The organism is Streptomyces sp. NPDC005925 (genome assembly GCF_040638805.1).
GTDB lineage: Bacteria > Actinomycetota > Actinomycetes > Streptomycetales > Streptomycetaceae > Streptomyces.
Window position 1 is genome coordinate 1 of sequence record NZ_JBEXVL010000050.1, and the last position, 14,995, is coordinate 14,995.

The 14,995-nt window shown below is 72.9% G+C and carries 9 protein-coding genes; 5 read left to right on the forward strand and 4 right to left on the reverse strand.

Going from position 1 to position 14,995, the window contains the following annotated elements; genetic code table 11:
- Nucleotides 1-226: 226 nt before the first annotated feature.
- The gene (locus tag ABZ354_RS28195) at nucleotides 227-3,634 is read right to left on the reverse strand and encodes an ATP-dependent DNA helicase (RefSeq protein ID WP_358661476.1); all 3,408 of its coding nucleotides are present in this window, start codon (nucleotides 3,632-3,634) and stop codon (nucleotides 227-229) included.
- A gap of 246 nt (nucleotides 3,635-3,880) precedes the next feature.
- On the reverse strand, nucleotides 3,881-4,318 hold the full coding sequence (locus ABZ354_RS28200; RefSeq protein WP_358661478.1) for an MGMT family protein: 438 nt from the start codon (nucleotides 4,316-4,318) through the stop codon (nucleotides 3,881-3,883).
- Nucleotides 4,319-4,504: 186 nt separating this feature from the next.
- On the opposite strand from ABZ354_RS28200, the gene ABZ354_RS28205 reads away from it, so the two are divergent.
- The 5 genes from ABZ354_RS28205 (at nucleotide 4,505) to ABZ354_RS28225 (ending at nucleotide 13,069) form a co-directional block, all read left to right on the forward strand.
- Nucleotides 4,505-7,348 (forward strand): lysylphosphatidylglycerol synthase domain-containing protein, encoded by a 2,844-nt coding sequence (locus ABZ354_RS28205; protein ID WP_358661480.1) that lies wholly within the window; start codon nucleotides 4,505-4,507, stop codon nucleotides 7,346-7,348.
- A gap of 145 nt (nucleotides 7,349-7,493) precedes the next feature.
- Entirely contained in the window at nucleotides 7,494-9,041 is a 1,548-nt protein-coding gene (locus ABZ354_RS28210) for an alpha/beta hydrolase (RefSeq protein WP_358661482.1), read from the forward strand.
- 136 nt (nucleotides 9,042-9,177) lie between these two features.
- Nucleotides 9,178-10,659, forward strand: coding sequence for an alpha/beta hydrolase (locus ABZ354_RS28215; protein ID WP_358661483.1), 1,482 nt, complete (start codon nucleotides 9,178-9,180; stop codon nucleotides 10,657-10,659).
- A 272-nt stretch (nucleotides 10,660-10,931) separates the two neighbouring features.
- Nucleotides 10,932-12,122 (forward strand): FAD-dependent oxidoreductase, encoded by a 1,191-nt coding sequence (locus tag ABZ354_RS28220; RefSeq protein ID WP_358661485.1) that lies wholly within the window; start codon nucleotides 10,932-10,934, stop codon nucleotides 12,120-12,122.
- A 44-nt stretch (nucleotides 12,123-12,166) separates the two neighbouring features.
- Complete coding sequence (locus ABZ354_RS28225) at nucleotides 12,167-13,069, forward strand: RNA polymerase sigma-70 factor (RefSeq protein WP_358661487.1); 903 nt, start codon at nucleotides 12,167-12,169, stop codon at nucleotides 13,067-13,069.
- Nucleotides 13,070-13,190: 121 nt separating this feature from the next.
- Here the strand turns inward: ABZ354_RS28225 and moeZ are convergent, their stop codons facing one another.
- Both moeZ and ABZ354_RS28235 read right to left on the reverse strand, forming a co-directional pair.
- Complete coding sequence (gene moeZ, locus ABZ354_RS28230) at nucleotides 13,191-14,369, reverse strand: adenylyltransferase/sulfurtransferase MoeZ (protein WP_358661489.1); 1,179 nt, start codon at nucleotides 14,367-14,369, stop codon at nucleotides 13,191-13,193.
- 63 nt (nucleotides 14,370-14,432) lie between these two features.
- A partial coding sequence (locus ABZ354_RS28235) for a spherulation-specific family 4 protein (protein ID WP_358661491.1) occupies nucleotides 14,433-14,995 on the reverse strand: 563 nt, incomplete at its 5' end.

Sequence of the window (14,995 nt, forward strand, 5' to 3'; positions counted from 1 at the left end):
AGGTCAGCCGGGCATTAGCGTGGGCCATCAAGACCTCCGGTTGTGGTGAAGACAGGCATCTCCACTACGCCCGGAGGTCTCTTCCTGATCAACTACCGACGCGAGTTACCAACCTCATGGCCGAGTACAGCTAGCCGCGGGCACCGACAACGGAGGACCGATCGGCCTCCGGGCCCGGGAGAACCGCCGGCCGGCGCGGGTGGTGCGGCCGATCACACCGGTGCGCTCACTCCACCACGTGCCGCCCCTCGGGCCGTGCGCTGCACGACGCCCGGAACGCGCAGTGCGTGCAGTGCTGGCCCGCGCTCGGTGTGAACCGCTCGTCGAGGACCTTGCCGGCGGCCGTGGCGAGCAACTCGCCGGCCCACTCGCCCTCCAGGGGCTGCTGCGCCTGCACCTTGGGGAGGGTCTCACCGCCGTCGCGCTCGGCAGCGCCCTGCCGCAGCTGCACGAGTTCGGCGCCGCCCGGTTCGGGGCGCGCCCCGTCGAAGACCTCGTCCACGGCTCCCTCGCGCACCGCGAGCTGGTACACGGCGAGCTGCGGGTGGCGGGCCGTCTCGGCGGCGGTGGGCGCCTGCTTGCCGGTCTTGAAGTCGACGACGTACGCGCGGCCCTCGCCGTCGGCCTCGACCCGGTCCATCTGGCCGCGGATGCGGACCTCGTAGTCGCCCGCCCCCAGCGTGACGTCGAAGTCGTGTTCACTGGCCACCGGGGTGCGGCCCGCGCGGTCCATGACGTGCCATTTCAGGAAGCGTTCGAGCGCCGCGCGCGCGTGGTCCTTCTCCTGCGCGGACTTCCAGGGCGCGTCGAAGGCGAGCGCGTTCCACACGGAGTCCAGGCGCTCCATGAGGACGTCGAGGTCGGCCGGGGTGCGCCCGGAGGCGACCTCGTCGGCGAGGACGTGGACGACGTTGCCGAAGCCCTGCGCGGCGGTCGCGGGCGCGTCGGCCTTCACCTCGCGGCCCAGGAACCACTGCAGGGAGCAGGTGTTGGCGAGTTGGTCCAGGGCGCTGCCGGAGAGCACGACGGGCCGGTCCCGGTCGCGCAGCGGCACCTTGCAGTCGGTCGGATCGAGCATCCCCCACCAGCGGTCGGGATGCGCGGCGGGCACCAGCGGGCGGCCGTCCTCGTCGGCGAGGGCGGCGAGGCGGGCGAGTCTGCGGGCGGCGGCCTCCCGGAGGTGGTCGGACACGCGCGGGTCGACGGTCGTCGCGCGCAGCTCGGCGACGAGCGCGGCGACGGACAGCGGGCGGCGCGGTCGTCCGGTGACGTCCCTGGGTTCCACGCCCAGCTCGGTCAGGAAACGGGAGGGCTGGTCGCCGTCGTCGGCGGGTGCCTGCACGGCGGTGACGACGAGGCGCTCCCGCGCGCGCGTGGCGGCGACGTAGAACAGGCGGCGCTCCTCGGCGAGCAGCGCGCCGGGGGTGAGCGGTTCGGCGAGTCCGTCACGGCCGATGCGGTCGGCCTCCAGCAGGGAGCCGCGGCGCCGCAGGTCCGGCCACAGTCCCTCCTGGACGCCGGCGACGACGACGAGCCGCCACTCCAGGCCCTTGGAGCGGTGCGCGGTCATCAGGCGTACGGCGTCGGGGCGCACGGCACGCCGCGTCAGGGTGTCGGCGGCGATGTCCTCGGCGTCGATCTCCTCAAGGAAGTTCAGCGTGCCGCGTCCGCCGGTGCGCTCCTCCGCCCGCGCGGCCTTCGCGAACAGCGCGCACACGGCGTCCAGGTCGCGGTCGGCGTTGCGGCCCGCGGCGCCGCCGCGGCGGGCGGCGCGCTCCAGGCGCCCGGGCCAGGGTGTGCCCTCCCACAGGTCCCACAGCGCCTCCTCGGCGGTGCCGCCGCCCGCCAGGCGCTCGCGGGCCGTGCGGAGCAGCGCGCCGAGCCGCTGGGCCCCGCGCGCGTACGCGGGGTCGTGCACGGCCAGGCGTTCCGGCTCGGCCAGGGCGCGTGCGAGCAGGTCGTCCGACGGCGGCGGCAACGGGTTGCCGCCGGCCCGCTCCTCGTCGCGCAGGGCACGCCCGAGGCGGCGCAGATCGGCGGCGTCCATTCCGGCCAGCGGGGACGTGAGCAGGGTGAGGGCGGTCCCGGTGTCGAGCCAGGAGGTTCCCGTGTCCCCCGCCGGCGGGCCGGTGTCCGGTGCGGCGCCGCCGACGCCGGCTTCCTCCCGTACGTCTTGCGGTACGTGCAGCCCGGCCTCCGCGTCGCGCCCGGTCCGCGTCTCCGCGTCGGCGACCCGCGCCGCCTCCGCCGCGGCCACCGCCCGCAGTGCCGTCAGCAGCGGTGCCACCGCCGGTTCGTGCCGCAGTGGCAGGTCGTCGCCGTCGATGTCCAGCGGGACCCCGGCCGAGGTGAGCGCGCGGCGGACCGCCGGGATGGTGCGGGAGCCCGCGCGCACCAGGACGGCCATGTCGCCCCAGGGGACGCCGTCCTCCAGGTGTGCCCGGCGCAGGATGTCGGCGACGTTGTCCAGCTCGGTGCCGGCCGTCGGGTACGTGTACACCTCGACGCGCCCGCCGTCCCGTACGGGTGTGAGCTCGCGGTGGGCGCGCACCTTGTCGGCGGGCAGCCGGGGCAGCGGCATTCGCCGGGTCAGCAGGCGGGTCGCGGCGAGCAGCGCGGCACCGGAGCGGCGGGAGGTCCGCAGCACCTCCACGCGGGCGGGGCGGCCGTCGGCGCGCGGGAAGGCGTGCGGGAAGTCCAGGATGCCGTTCATGTCGGCGCCCCGGAACGCGTAGATCGACTGGTCGGGATCGCCGAGGGCGACCAGCGTGCGGCCACCGCCGGCGAGGGCGCGCAGCAGCCGCACCTGGGCCGGGTCGGTGTCCTGGTACTCGTCGACGTACACGGCGTCGTACTGGGCGGCGAGCCGCCGGGCGGTCCCGGGGCGGCGGGCGAGGAGCACCGCGCGGTGCACGAGTTCGGCGTAGTCGAGGACGCCCTGCAGGTCGAGCACGTCGAGGTACTCGGCGAGGAAGGCGGCGGCGGCCCGCCAGTCGGGGCGGCCGATGCGGCGGGCGAAGGCGTCCAGGGAGGCGGGGTCCAGGCCCAGTTCGCGGCTGCGGGCGAGGACCGCGCGGACCTCGTCGGCGAAGCCGCGGGTGGTCAGGCAGGCGCGGAGCTCGTCGGGCCAGCGCACGTGCGCGAGGCCGAGCCGCTCCAGGTCCGTCTGCCCCGCGAGCAGCTCACGCACGGTGACGTCCTGCTCGGGGCCGGACAGCAGCCGCAGCGGCTCGACGAACAGGTCGCTGTCCTGGTGGGCGCGCACCAGCGCGTAGCTGAACGAGTGGAAGGTGGTCGCCCGCGGGGCGCGAGCCGCCCCGATGCGCAGTGCCATGCGGTCGCGCAGTTCGACGGCGGCCTTGCGGCTGAAGGTCAGCACCAGGATCCGCTCGGGGTCGGTGCCGCGGGCGATCCGCGCGGCGACGGACTCGACGAGCGTGGTGGTCTTGCCGGTGCCGGGTCCGGCGAGGACGAGCAACGGTCCGGTCACGTGGTCAACCACGGAGCGCTGTGCGGCGTCAAGACGAGGGGGATGCGACGGGGCCGGCGGGGTACGCACCAGTCGGTAGGCGCCACGGGTCCCCTGTCGCGCCGGGGGGTGCGACAGGCGCCTGGTGGAGGAAGAGGAGCTCACGTGGTTCGCCGGTCCTGGTGGGTCTGCTGGTGGGCACACCACCGCGTACACAGTGGTGGTGGCGGGGTCTCGGGGGCGCGCGCGGCCGACGCTACGCCGCCGGACGGCACGGACGCAGGGCTTCTGCTTCGTCCCGTCCGGCCCGGGGGACGCTCCGTCCGGCCCGGGCGGCGCTCGTTCCGTTCCCGCCCCTCGTCCCAAGAACGTACGTCATGCCACGGACGTGCCCGGTTTCCCCCACACGGATCACGGGCCGCCCCCGGACTCGCCGGACGGCGGAAACCGTCCGGTGTGCCGCTCCGCGTGCTCGACCGGGTGCCCGTCGCCGTCCCATCGCGCCCGCTTCAGGTCCACGCGCGGCACATGGTCCTCGGCGGCCCGGCCCGCCCCCTTCAACGGTGTGCCCTCCGCCCGGTAGTGGCCGAGCGCCTCCAGTTCGTGGCCCGGCAGCAGCCGCCCGTCCGCGCGGACGACGCGCCACCACGGCACGGCGCTGCCGTAGAGGGACATCACCCGGCCCACCTGACGGGGCCCGCCCTCCTCCAGCCACTCGGCGACATCTCCGTACGTCATGACGCGACCCGGCGGAATCAGGTCGGTGACATCCAGCACACGCTCGGCGTACTCGGGCAGCGCGGCGGCGGGTGCCGGTACGGCGTCGCCGGGAAGGCTCTCCTCGCTCATCCGTCCCATCCTGCCCCACCCCACCGACAACGCGACGCGCTGGAGCCCCGGCGGATCCCTCACTCGCGGGCGCTGCTTCGGGCAGACTGTCCGCCCCCGCATGTGCACCCTGATGCCCCCGTGTGTCGGTGCGGCATGCCACCATCGTGCGGGCGGTGACCGGTGATACGAGACCAAGAAGAGCCGATGAAGCAGCAGGGTGCGCACCCCGGGGGCCCCGGGGACCCCGAGGACCCGGAGGGCACCTCTGCCGCTTCGTCGCGCCCCGAGGACCCCGACGACACGGATGCCGCTCCGCCGGCCCGCGACGACGATGACGCCCCGTCGCGCCCCGGGGGCGCCGATGGCGCCTCGTCCCGTCCCGCGGGCGCCGGAGGAGCCGGCGGCGCCGGGGCCGGGGCCGGCCGGCGGCGCTCCGGCGAGGCTCACGACAACGCCCACATCGACGAGGTCGAGGGCGACGAACCGCTGCTCCCCGCGCGCGTGCACCGCCCTTCGGACCTGATGCGGCTGCTGGTCGGCGTCCTCGCCGTGGTGGTCCTGCTGGCGATCGCCGCGTTCGCGCACGGCACGACCTCCGGTCTCGAACAGGACATCAACAAGGGCACCGGGCAGGCGCCCGACCTGTTCATCAAGATCGCGGGGCTGGCGTCCAGCATCGCGATCCTGCTGGTGCCGGTGGCCTTCGCGGTCGAACGGCTGATCAAACGTGACGGACTGCGCATCGCCGACGGTGTGCTCGCCGCCGTCCTCGCGCACGGCGTGACCCTCGCCATGGACCTGTGGGTGGCCAAGGCCGCACCGGACTCCATCCAGGAGGCACTGACCCAGCCCTCCCCCGGCGACATCACCGCCCTCACCGACCCGGTGCACGGCTACCTGGCACCCGTGATCGCGTACATGACGGCCGTCGGCATGTCGCGCCGCCCGCGCTGGCGTTCGGTGCTGTGGATCGTGCTGATGCTGGACGCCTTCTCGATGCTCGTCACCGGCTACACGACGCCGTTCTCGATCATCCTGACGGTGCTGATCGGCTGGGGCGTGGCCTACGGCACGCTGTACGCCGTCGGCTCGCCCAATGTGCGCCCCACCGGCCGCACCCTGATGGCGGGTTTGCGGACCGTCGGCTTCCGCCCGGTGAGCACCTCCCGCGAGGAGGCCCCGGACGCGGCGGAGAGCGACCGGGGGCGGCGCTACTTCGTCACCCTCGAGGACGGCCCGCCCCTGGACGTCACGGTCGTCGACCGGGAGCAGCAGGCGCAGGGCTTCTTCTACCGCGCCTGGCGCAACCTCACGCTGCGCGGCTTCGCCACCCGCAGCAGCCTGCAGTCGCTGCGTCAGGCCCTGGAGCAGGAGGCGCTCCTGGCGTACGCCGCCATCGCGGCCGGTGCCAACGCGCCCAAGCTGATCGCGACCTCCGAGCTCGGCCCCGACGCGGTGATGCTGGTCTACGAGCACTCCGGCGGGCGCTCCCTCGACTCGGTGCCGGACGAGGAGATCACCGACGATCTGCTGCGCGACTCCTGGGACCAGGTGCGGGCACTGCAGTCCCGGCGCATCGCGCACCGCAGGCTGGTCGGCGACGCCATCCTGGTGGATCGTTCCCGCAGGGTGATCCTCACCGATCTGCGGATCGGTGAGATCGCGGCCGGTGACCTGCTGCTGCGCATGGACATCTCCCAGCTGCTGGTGACGCTCGGACTGCGGGTGGGCGCCGAGCGCGCCGTGGCCTCGGCGGTGGGCGTCCTCGGCCCCGACGCCGTCGCGAACTGCCTGCCGATGCTTCAGCCCATCGCGCTGAGCCGCTCCACGCGCGCGACGCTGCGCAGGCTCGCCCGGGAGCGGGCCCAGCGTGAGCGCGAGGCGGTGCTCGAGGCGTCCCGGCAGGCCAAGGAGGCCCGTCTGGCGGCGGCCGGCGAGACCGCGCGTCCCGTGCGGGACAAACCCGACAAGAAGACCGAGCGGGCCGAGGCGCGGGCCGAGAAACGGGCCATCGACGAGGCCCTGGACGAGGCGCGCGAGGAGGATCTGCTCACCCAGATCCGCTACGAGGTGCTGCGGATCAGGCCGCAGGCACCGGTGGAGCCGGCCCGGCTGGAGCGGGTGCGTCCACGCACGCTGATCAGTTTCATCGCGGGCGCCATCGGCGCGTACTTCCTGCTGACGCAGCTGACGCACATCGAGTTCGGGCCGCTCATCGCACACGCCGAGTGGGGCTGGGTGGCTGCGGCGGTGCTGTTCTCGGCCGCCAGTTACTTCGCGGCGGCCATGGCGCTGCTGGGGTTCGTGCCGGAGCGGGTGCCGTTCCTGCGGACGGTCGCGGCGCAGGTGGCCGGGTCGTTCGTGAAGATCGTCGCACCGGCGGCGGTCGGCGGCGTGGCCCTCAACACGCGGTTCCTGCAGCGCTCGGGTGTGCGGCCCGGGCTGGCGGTGGCGAGCGTGGGCGCCTCACAGCTGTTCGGGCTCGGCTGCCACATCCTGATGCTGCTGGCCTTCGGCTACCTCACCGGCACCGAGAAGACGCCGTCCCTGTCGCCCTCCCGCACGGTGATCGGCGGCCTGCTGACGGTGGCCGTGCTGGTGCTCGTCGTGACGTCGGTGCCGTTCCTGCGGAAGTTCGTCGTCACGCGCGTGCGGTCACTGTTCGCCGGTGTCGTGCCGCGCATGCTGGACGTGCTGCAGCGGCCGCAGAAGCTGGTCACCGGCATCGGCGGCATGCTGCTGCTGACCGCCTGCTTCGTGATGTGCCTGGACGCCTCGATCCGCGCCTTCGGCGACGAGACGACCTCCATCAGCATCGCCAGCGTCGCCGTCGTGTTCCTCGCGGGCAACGCGCTCGGCTCGGCGGCCCCCACGCCGGGCGGTGTCGGCGCCGTGGAGGCGACCCTCACGGTGGGTCTGATCGCGGTGGGGCTGCCCAAGGAGGTCGCGGCGCCGGCCGTCCTGCTGTTCCGGCTGCTGACGCTGTGGCTGCCGGTACTGCCGGGCTGGCTGGCGTTCACGCAGCTCACGCGCAAGGGGGCGCTGTAGCGCCACGGGCGGCCCTGCGGCTCGTCCCTGCCGCGTCCTCCCGGCAGTGCGTGGGCGCCGCCGACAGCCGGCACCCCGGGCTCCGCTTTACCTCGTCCGGCCCGCGCCCCGAGCGCCGCGACCGGGGCGAGCGCAGGATGGCATCATGCCGAAGCCGTCGCGGATACGCACCGCTGCCCTGGCCGCCACCGCCGTGCTGCTTCCCGCCCTGGCAGCGGGGTGCGCGGGCGAGGACGGCGGCGGTGCGGATCTCCCGCGCCAGGAACTCGGCTGGAAGGACTGTCCCGCACCGTCGCGGGAACAGGGCGGAGGGGACAGCCCCTCACCACTGCCGGGCGGCGGCACGTGGCAGTGCGCCACCATGAAGGCGCCCCTGGACTGGGACAGGCCGAAGGGCGACACGATCGACCTCGCGCTGATCAGGGCGAAGGCCAGCGGCGACAGCGACAGACGGATCGGCTCGCTGTTCTTCAACTTCGGCGGTCCCGGCGTCTCGGGCGTCGCCGGCCTGCCCGCCTTCGGCGCGGACTACGCGAAGCTGCGCACCCGCTACGACCTGGTCGGTTTCGACCCGCGTGGCGTGGGCCGCAGCACGCCCGTGCGGTGTCAGAACGACCAGCAGCTCGACGCGTACTACCAGCAGGACGCCACGCCGGACGACAGCGCCGAGCGCAACGCACTGCTGGACGACACGAAGGAGTTCAACGAAGCCTGCGAGAAGAACTCCAAGAAGTTGCTGCCGCACGTACGGACCACCGACGCGGCCCGCGACCTGGACCTGATGCGCCAGGTCCTCGGAGACGACACGCTGCACTACTTCGGATTCTCCTACGGCACCGAACTCGGCGGCGTCTACGCCCACCTGTTCCCGAAGAAGGTGGGCCGGGCCGTCTTCGACGCCGTGGTCGACCCGACGCAGACGCCCGAACAGGGCTCGCTCGGGCAGGCCAAGGGCTTTCAGCTCGCCCTCGACAACTACGCCGAGGACTGCGTGTCCAGGGTCGAGGACTGCCCCGTCGGCGACACCGTGAAGGACGTCGAGAACCGCATCAAAACGCTGCTGAAGGACCTCGACCGCAAGCCCCTGCGGGGCGTCTTCCCGCGTGAGCTGACGCAGACGGCCGCGACCAGCGGCATCGCACAGGCGCTGTACTCGAAGAACTTCTGGGAGTACCTGACCGAGGGTCTCCTTCTGGCTTACGACGGGGACGGCCAGGTGCTGATGCTGCTGTCCGACATGTTGAACGGACGCGACGAGAACGGCGAGTACAGCAACATCAACGCGGCGAACGTCGCCATCAGTTGCGCCGACGACAAGCCCCGCTACAGCCCGATGCACGTGACGCGCGAGCTGCCCGGGTTCCGGGCCGCCTCCGGGGTGTTCGGCGACTATCTGGCCTGGGGCATGGTCAGCTGCGCCGGCTGGCCCGTGCCGGGCGCCGCGGACCGGCCCGACGTGAGCGCGCCCGGCTCGGCACCGATCCTGGTGATCGGCAACACCGGCGACCCGGCCACACCGTACGAGGGCGCCCGGAGGATGGCGCAGGCACTCGGCAAGGGGGTGGGGGTCGAGCTGACGTACAAGGGTCAGGGACACGGCGCGTACGACAGCAAGAACACATGCGTGCAGGGCGCCGTGAACGCCTACCTGCTGGACGGGAAGGTGCCGAAGGCGGGCACCGTCTGCTCCTGAAACCACTCCCGGGAACCAGCGAATCAGCAGGTCAGAGGGTTGTCCACAGACTGCGGCAGGGTTCGGGCAGTCCGTCTACGATGTCGGGAAAGCCATCCGCTGCACGGTGCGGGAGGCCTGCCAAGGGGGATCCGGCATGGGGCGTTTCGCACGGTGGACGGCGCTGGTGGCGGCCGCGGCACTGCTGACGGCGGGGTGCGGCGGCTCGCCCGACGAGGGCGACCACCCCCTGACGGAGCAGCGGCTCGACTGGGGACGCTGCGGGGCGACCGCGGACTCCCCCGCCCCGGGCGGTGACTGGCAGTGCGCGACGCTCAGGGCGCCGCTGGACTGGTCGGAGCCGGACGGCGAGACGATCGGCCTCGCCCTGATCCGTTCCCCGGCGCGCGGGGACGAGCGCCTGGGCTCCCTGCTGTTCAACTTCGGCGGCCCGGGCGGCTCGGGTGTGTCCGCGCTCCCGGGGTACGGCGACACCGTCGCCACTCTCCACGACCGGTACGACCTGGTGAGCTGGGACCCGCGGGGCGTGGCCGCCGGCGCAGGGGTCCGCTGTCGCGACGACAGGGAGATACGGGCCGCCGAGTCACTGGACGCCACCCCGGACTCCCCGGCGGAGGAGCGGGCGTACCTCGGTGACGCGGCCCGCTTCGGCAGCGGCTGCGAGAAGTCCGCCGGCCGGCTGATGAGGCACGCCTCGACCACCGACACCGCCCGCGACCTGGACCTGATGCGCCAGGTCCTCGGAGACGACACGCTGCACTACTTCGGCATCTCCTACGGCACCGAGCTCGGCGGCGTCTACGCCCACCTGTTCCCCCGGCGGGTGGGGCGCCTGGTCCTCGACGCCGTGGTCGACCCGACCGCCGGCACGGTGGGCCACGCCGGGAACCAGACCCGGGGCTTCCAGCGCGCGCTGCGCGGCTACCTTCAGTCCACCGGCCGGGACGCCGGGCAGGGCACGCGCGAGATCGCGGCGCTGCTGGACCGGCTCGACGCACGGCCCATGAGGACGTCCACGCCCGGCCGGAGGCTGACGCAGACCCTCGCGGTGACGGGCATAGCCCTGGCGATGTACAGCGACAGCTTCTGGCCGCAGCTGACCGGCGCCCTGGAGGCCGCGCATGAGGGTGACGGCTCCGAGCTGCTGGCGCTCGCCGACCGTTACAACGGCCGCGACGCGTCGGGGCACTACGGCACGACGACGCACGCCCAGCGGGTCATATCGTGCTTGGACGACAGGCAGCGGCCGACGGCCGAGGAAGCGAGACGGCTGCTGCCGCGCTTCGAGCGCCTCTCCCCCGTCTTCGGCGACTTCCTGGCCTGGGACACGGCCGGCTGGTGCCACGACTGGCCGGTGCCGGGCCAGTACGACAACCCGGAGGTGAGCGCGCCCGGCGCGGCACCGGTCCTGGTCGTCGGCAACACGGGCGACCCGGCGACACCGTACGAGGGCGCCCGTCGCATGGCGGACGAGCTCGGCGAGGACACCGGCGTGCTCCTCACCTGGAAGGGCACGGGCCACGGCGCCTACGGCAGCGGCAGCGCATGTGTCGACTCCACGGTCGACGCCTATCTGCTGAACGGCGCGGTGCCGCGGGACGGCAAGGTCTGCAGCTGAGCGGCGGAGGGACCAGGGATGAGCAGCGGAGGAACCAGGGGCGGGGCCATCGGGACCGCCGCGGACGCTCCGGGCACGCCGGGCGTCCCGGACCTCCCGGACGTCCCGCGCTCACGGCCCGGCAGCGAACCGGCCCCCGGGGAAGTCCGCCGACGGCTCGTGGTGACGCGGCGAGCTGCTCGGGGAAGGGAGTGATCTGCCTCACCCACTGTCACAGCGGTCGTTCCCGCGGTGTCTTGAGGTCGAGTCCGTGAAACGAAGGAGACACCACCATGGAGAACACCGACGTGATCGTGATCGGCGGCGGATACGCCGGCGTGATGGCGGCCAACCGGCTGACGCAGCGCGACAACGTGACCGTGACCCTGATCAACCCGCGTCCGTCCTTCGTCGAGCGGATCCGTCTCCACCAGTTGGTCGGCGGCTCCGACGACGCGGTCGCGGACTTCCGGGATGTCCTGGCCGGGGGTGTCCGGCTGGTGGTCGACACCGTGACACGGATCGACGCGGCCGGGCGCACGGTGGCGCTGACGAGCGGCGGCCAGGTCGACTACGACTACCTGGTCTACGCGGTGGGCAGCGGCAGCGACGACCCGGGGGTGCCGGGAGCAGCCGAGTTCGCCCACCCCCTCACCGGCCTGGAGGAGGCGGAGCGGCTCCGGTCGGTCCTCGCCACGGCGACCGCGACCACCCCGGTGACGGTCGTCGGAGCCGGTCCGACGGGCATCGAGACCGCCGCCGAGCTGGCGGAGGACGGTCGCGGGGTGACCCTGGTGTGCGGCGGGGTGCTCGGCCCGTATCTGCACCCGCGCGGCCGACGCTCGGTCGCCGGACGCCTGGCCGAGCTCGGGGTGAGCGTGATCGAGGGCCCGGACACCCGGGTGACGGCGGTGACACGCGACTCCGTGCGGCTCGGCGACGGGCGCGAGCTGCCGAGCGGGGTGACCATCTGGACCGCCGGGTTCGGCGTGCCGGATCTGGCGCGGCGCAGCGGGCTGAGCACCGACGCCGTGGGCCGCCTGCTCACGGACGAGACGCTGACGAGCGTGGACGACGCGCGCATCGTGGCGGCCGGGGACTCGGCGGCGCCGTCGGACCTGCCGTTCCGGATGAGCTGCCAGGCAGCGGGTCCACTCGGCGCGCAGGCCGCGGACACGGTGCTCAGCCGGATCACGGGCCGGGAGCCCGCACGGGTCGGCCTGGGCTTCGCGGGCCAGTGCATCAGCCTGGGGCGCCGGGCCGGCATCTTCCAGTTCGCCCACAAGGACGACACCGCGAAGGGTCTTCATGTCGGCGGCCGCCTGGGCGCGAAACTCAAGGAGTTCGTCTGCAAGCACACCGTCAAGCAGCTGGCTGACGAGGCGGCCAGGCCCGGCTCGTACACCTGGAGGAAGGGCGACGGGCGACGGCCGTCGCCGGCCGAGCGCGGCGCGGCGCAGGCCCCCGCCGAGCGGGCGGCCTGACCCGGCATGCTCGACCGTCCGGCCGCGAGGAGAGCAGGGGAGACATGAGGGACCATGACCGCGTCGCCGACCCGGCGACCGAGACATTCGTCGCCCACCGCAACCTGCTTTTCACCGTGGCCTACGAGATGCTCGGATCGGCGGCCGACGCCGAGGACGTCCTGCAGGAGACGTGGCTGCGGTGGGTCGACGTCGACCTGGACCGGGTACGCGACCAGCGCGCCTACCTGGTCCGGATCACCACCCGGCAGGCACTCAACCGGCTGCGGACCATGCAGCGCCGCAAGGAGGCGTATGTCGGTCCGTGGCTGCCCGAGCCGATGCTCACCGCGCCCGACGTCGCCGAGGACGTCGAGCTCGCCGAGAGCGTGTCCCTGGCGCTGATGCTCGTCCTGGAGACGCTGTCACCGACCGAACGGGCGGTCTTCGTCCTGCGTGAGGTCTTCGACGTCGGTTACGACGAGATCGCGGCGGCGGTCGACAAGACCACCGCCGCCGTCCGTCAGATCGCGCACCGGGCCCGCCGGCATGTCGACGCCCGGCGCCCGCGCGAGGTGGTTTCACCGAGCGAGACCCGGGCCGCTCTGCTGTCGTTCCAGCACGCGCTCGAAACGGGGGACCTGCAGGGTGTCCTCGACGTCCTCGCTCCCGACGTGGTCCTGGTGAGCGACGGCGGCGGACACAAGCAGGCGGCGCTGCGTCCGGTCGTGGGCGCCGAGAAGGTGGCCCGCCTCTTCTTCGGGATCCTCGGCAAACTGGAGGGCGCCTTCACGGCCGAGCCCACCCTGGTCAACGGCAACACGGCGCTCGTGGCGCACCTGGACGGCGAGCTCGACGGCATCATGACGGTCCACCTGGAGGGCGGGCTCATCACCGGCCTCTACTACATGCGCAACCCGGAGAAGCTGACCCGGGTGGAGTCCGTGACCCCCTTGACCCTGCACTGACGTGCCCCCGCGCCGGGACGACAGAGGCCCACGGCGTCCGAACGGGTCGGACCACCGTGGGCCTTGCTGTCCCGGGCCGGCGAGGCGAGCCGAGGGCCGGGGCCGGTCCGGGGAAGACCGGTCAGTACACCGGCTTGTGGGGCTCGATCTGGTTGACCCAGCCGATGACGCCGCCGCCGACGTGCACGGCGTCGGCGAAGCCCGCGGACTTCAGGACCGCGAGGACTTCCGCACTGCGGACGCCCGTCTTGCAATGCAGGACGATCTTCTTGTCCTGCGGAAGGCCCTCGAGAGCGGTGCCCATCAGGAACTCGTTCTTGGGGACGAGGCGGGCGCCGGGAATGGAGACGATCTCGTACTCGTTCGGCTCACGCACGTCGATGATCTCGATGCTCTCGCCGTCGTCGAGCCACTCCTTGAGCTGCTTGGGAGTGATCGTGGAGTCGGCGGCGGCGGCCTGCGCCTCCTCGGAGACGACGCCGCAGAAGGCCTCGTAGTCGATGAGCTCGGTGACGGTGGGGTTCTCGCCGCAGACCGCGCAGTCGGGGTCCTTGCGGACCTTGACCTGGCGGTACTGCATCTCCAGGGCGTCGTAGATCATCAGGCGGCCGACCAGCGGCTCACCGATGCCGGCGAGCAGCTTGATGGCCTCGTTGACCTGGATGGAGCCGATGGACGCGCAGAGCACGCCCAGGACGCCGCCCTCGGCGCAGGAGGGGACCATGCCGGGGGGCGGGGGCTCCGGGTAGAGGCAGCGGTAGCAGGGGCCGTGCTCGGACCAGAACACGGAGGCCTGGCCGTCGAAGCGGTAGATCGAACCCCAGACGTAGGGCTTGTTGAGCAGCACGCACGCGTCGTTGACCAGGTAGCGGGTCGCGAAGTTGTCCGTGCCGTCCACGATCAGGTCGTACTGGCCGAAGATGTCCATCACGTTGTCGGCCTCGAGCCGCTCCTCGTGAAGGACCACGTCCACGTACGGGTTGATGCCCTTGACCGAGTCGCGGGCGGACTCGGCCTTGGAGCGGCCGATGTCGGCCTGGCTGTGGATGATCTGGCGCTGCAGGTTCGACTCGTCGACCTCGTCGAACTCCACGATGCCGAGCGTGCCGACGCCCGCCGCGGCCAGGTACATCAGCGCCGGCGAGCCCAGGCCGCCGGCGCCCACGCAGAGCACCTTGGCGTTCTTCAGCCGCTTCTGCCCGTCCATCCCCACGTCGGGAATGATCAGGTGGCGGGAGTACCTGCGGACCTCGTCTACGGTGAGCTCGGCAGCCGGCTCGACCAGGGGTGGCAGCGACACGGGGACTCCGTTGGTCGGTCAATCACTACAGTTGTTCTCCCCGTAACACTGCCATGGGCGTTTTCATTCCGAGACACCCGTTCCGATCCGCGAGACGATGTCGTCCCAGTAGCCGGGCACGGTCGCGAAGGGCTCGGCGTCTGCGCACTCGTCGGGACGTCCGTCGGGGCAGCGGGCCCGGCCGGTGAGGAAGATCGTCCCGGCGCCCTGCCGGCGGGCGATGCACGGCGCCGCGTTCAGGTGCTGTCCCGGCAGTCCGTGCATGACGTGACAGAAGCGCTCGGGCGGATGGTCGGCGGTCCGCTCGGGCGCCTGCGACCAGCGGTAGTCGCTCCACGGGCCGCAAAAGGTGACCATCTGGTCGGCGTTCTCGGCGTAGCCGGGGTGCGGGTGGGTGCCGTGGCCGAGGACGATGTGGGCGTCGCCGCGTATGGCGCGCAGTGTGGTGACGGTGCGGCGCACCTCGCAGGGCGCGTCGTCCTCGGTGGGGCAGCGGTCCAGGAGGACGCCGTCGACCTGGTACCGGTCGAGGTACCGGTGTCCTTCGGCGACCAGGTCGCCGAAGGAGCGGGCGCCGTGGACGGCGTCGAGGCGGCCGAGGACGCGCACGTGCGCGTCCTCGGCCG

Excerpts from the sequence above, each read along its gene's own strand:
- ABZ354_RS28200 (WP_358661478.1), bottom strand. The coding sequence starts at position 4,318 with ATGAGCGAGGAGAGCCTTCCCGGCGACGCCGTACCGGCACCCGCCGCC.
- ABZ354_RS28205 (WP_358661480.1), top strand. The coding sequence starts at position 4,505 with ATGAAGCAGCAGGGTGCGCACCCCGGGGGCCCCGGGGACCCCGAGGAC.
- ABZ354_RS28210 (WP_358661482.1), top strand. The coding sequence starts at position 7,494 with ATGCCGAAGCCGTCGCGGATACGCACCGCTGCCCTGGCCGCCACCGCC.
- ABZ354_RS28215 (WP_358661483.1), top strand. The coding sequence starts at position 9,178 with ATGGGGCGTTTCGCACGGTGGACGGCGCTGGTGGCGGCCGCGGCACTG.
- ABZ354_RS28220 (WP_358661485.1), top strand. The coding sequence starts at position 10,932 with ATGGAGAACACCGACGTGATCGTGATCGGCGGCGGATACGCCGGCGTG.
- ABZ354_RS28225 (WP_358661487.1), top strand. The coding sequence starts at position 12,167 with ATGAGGGACCATGACCGCGTCGCCGACCCGGCGACCGAGACATTCGTC.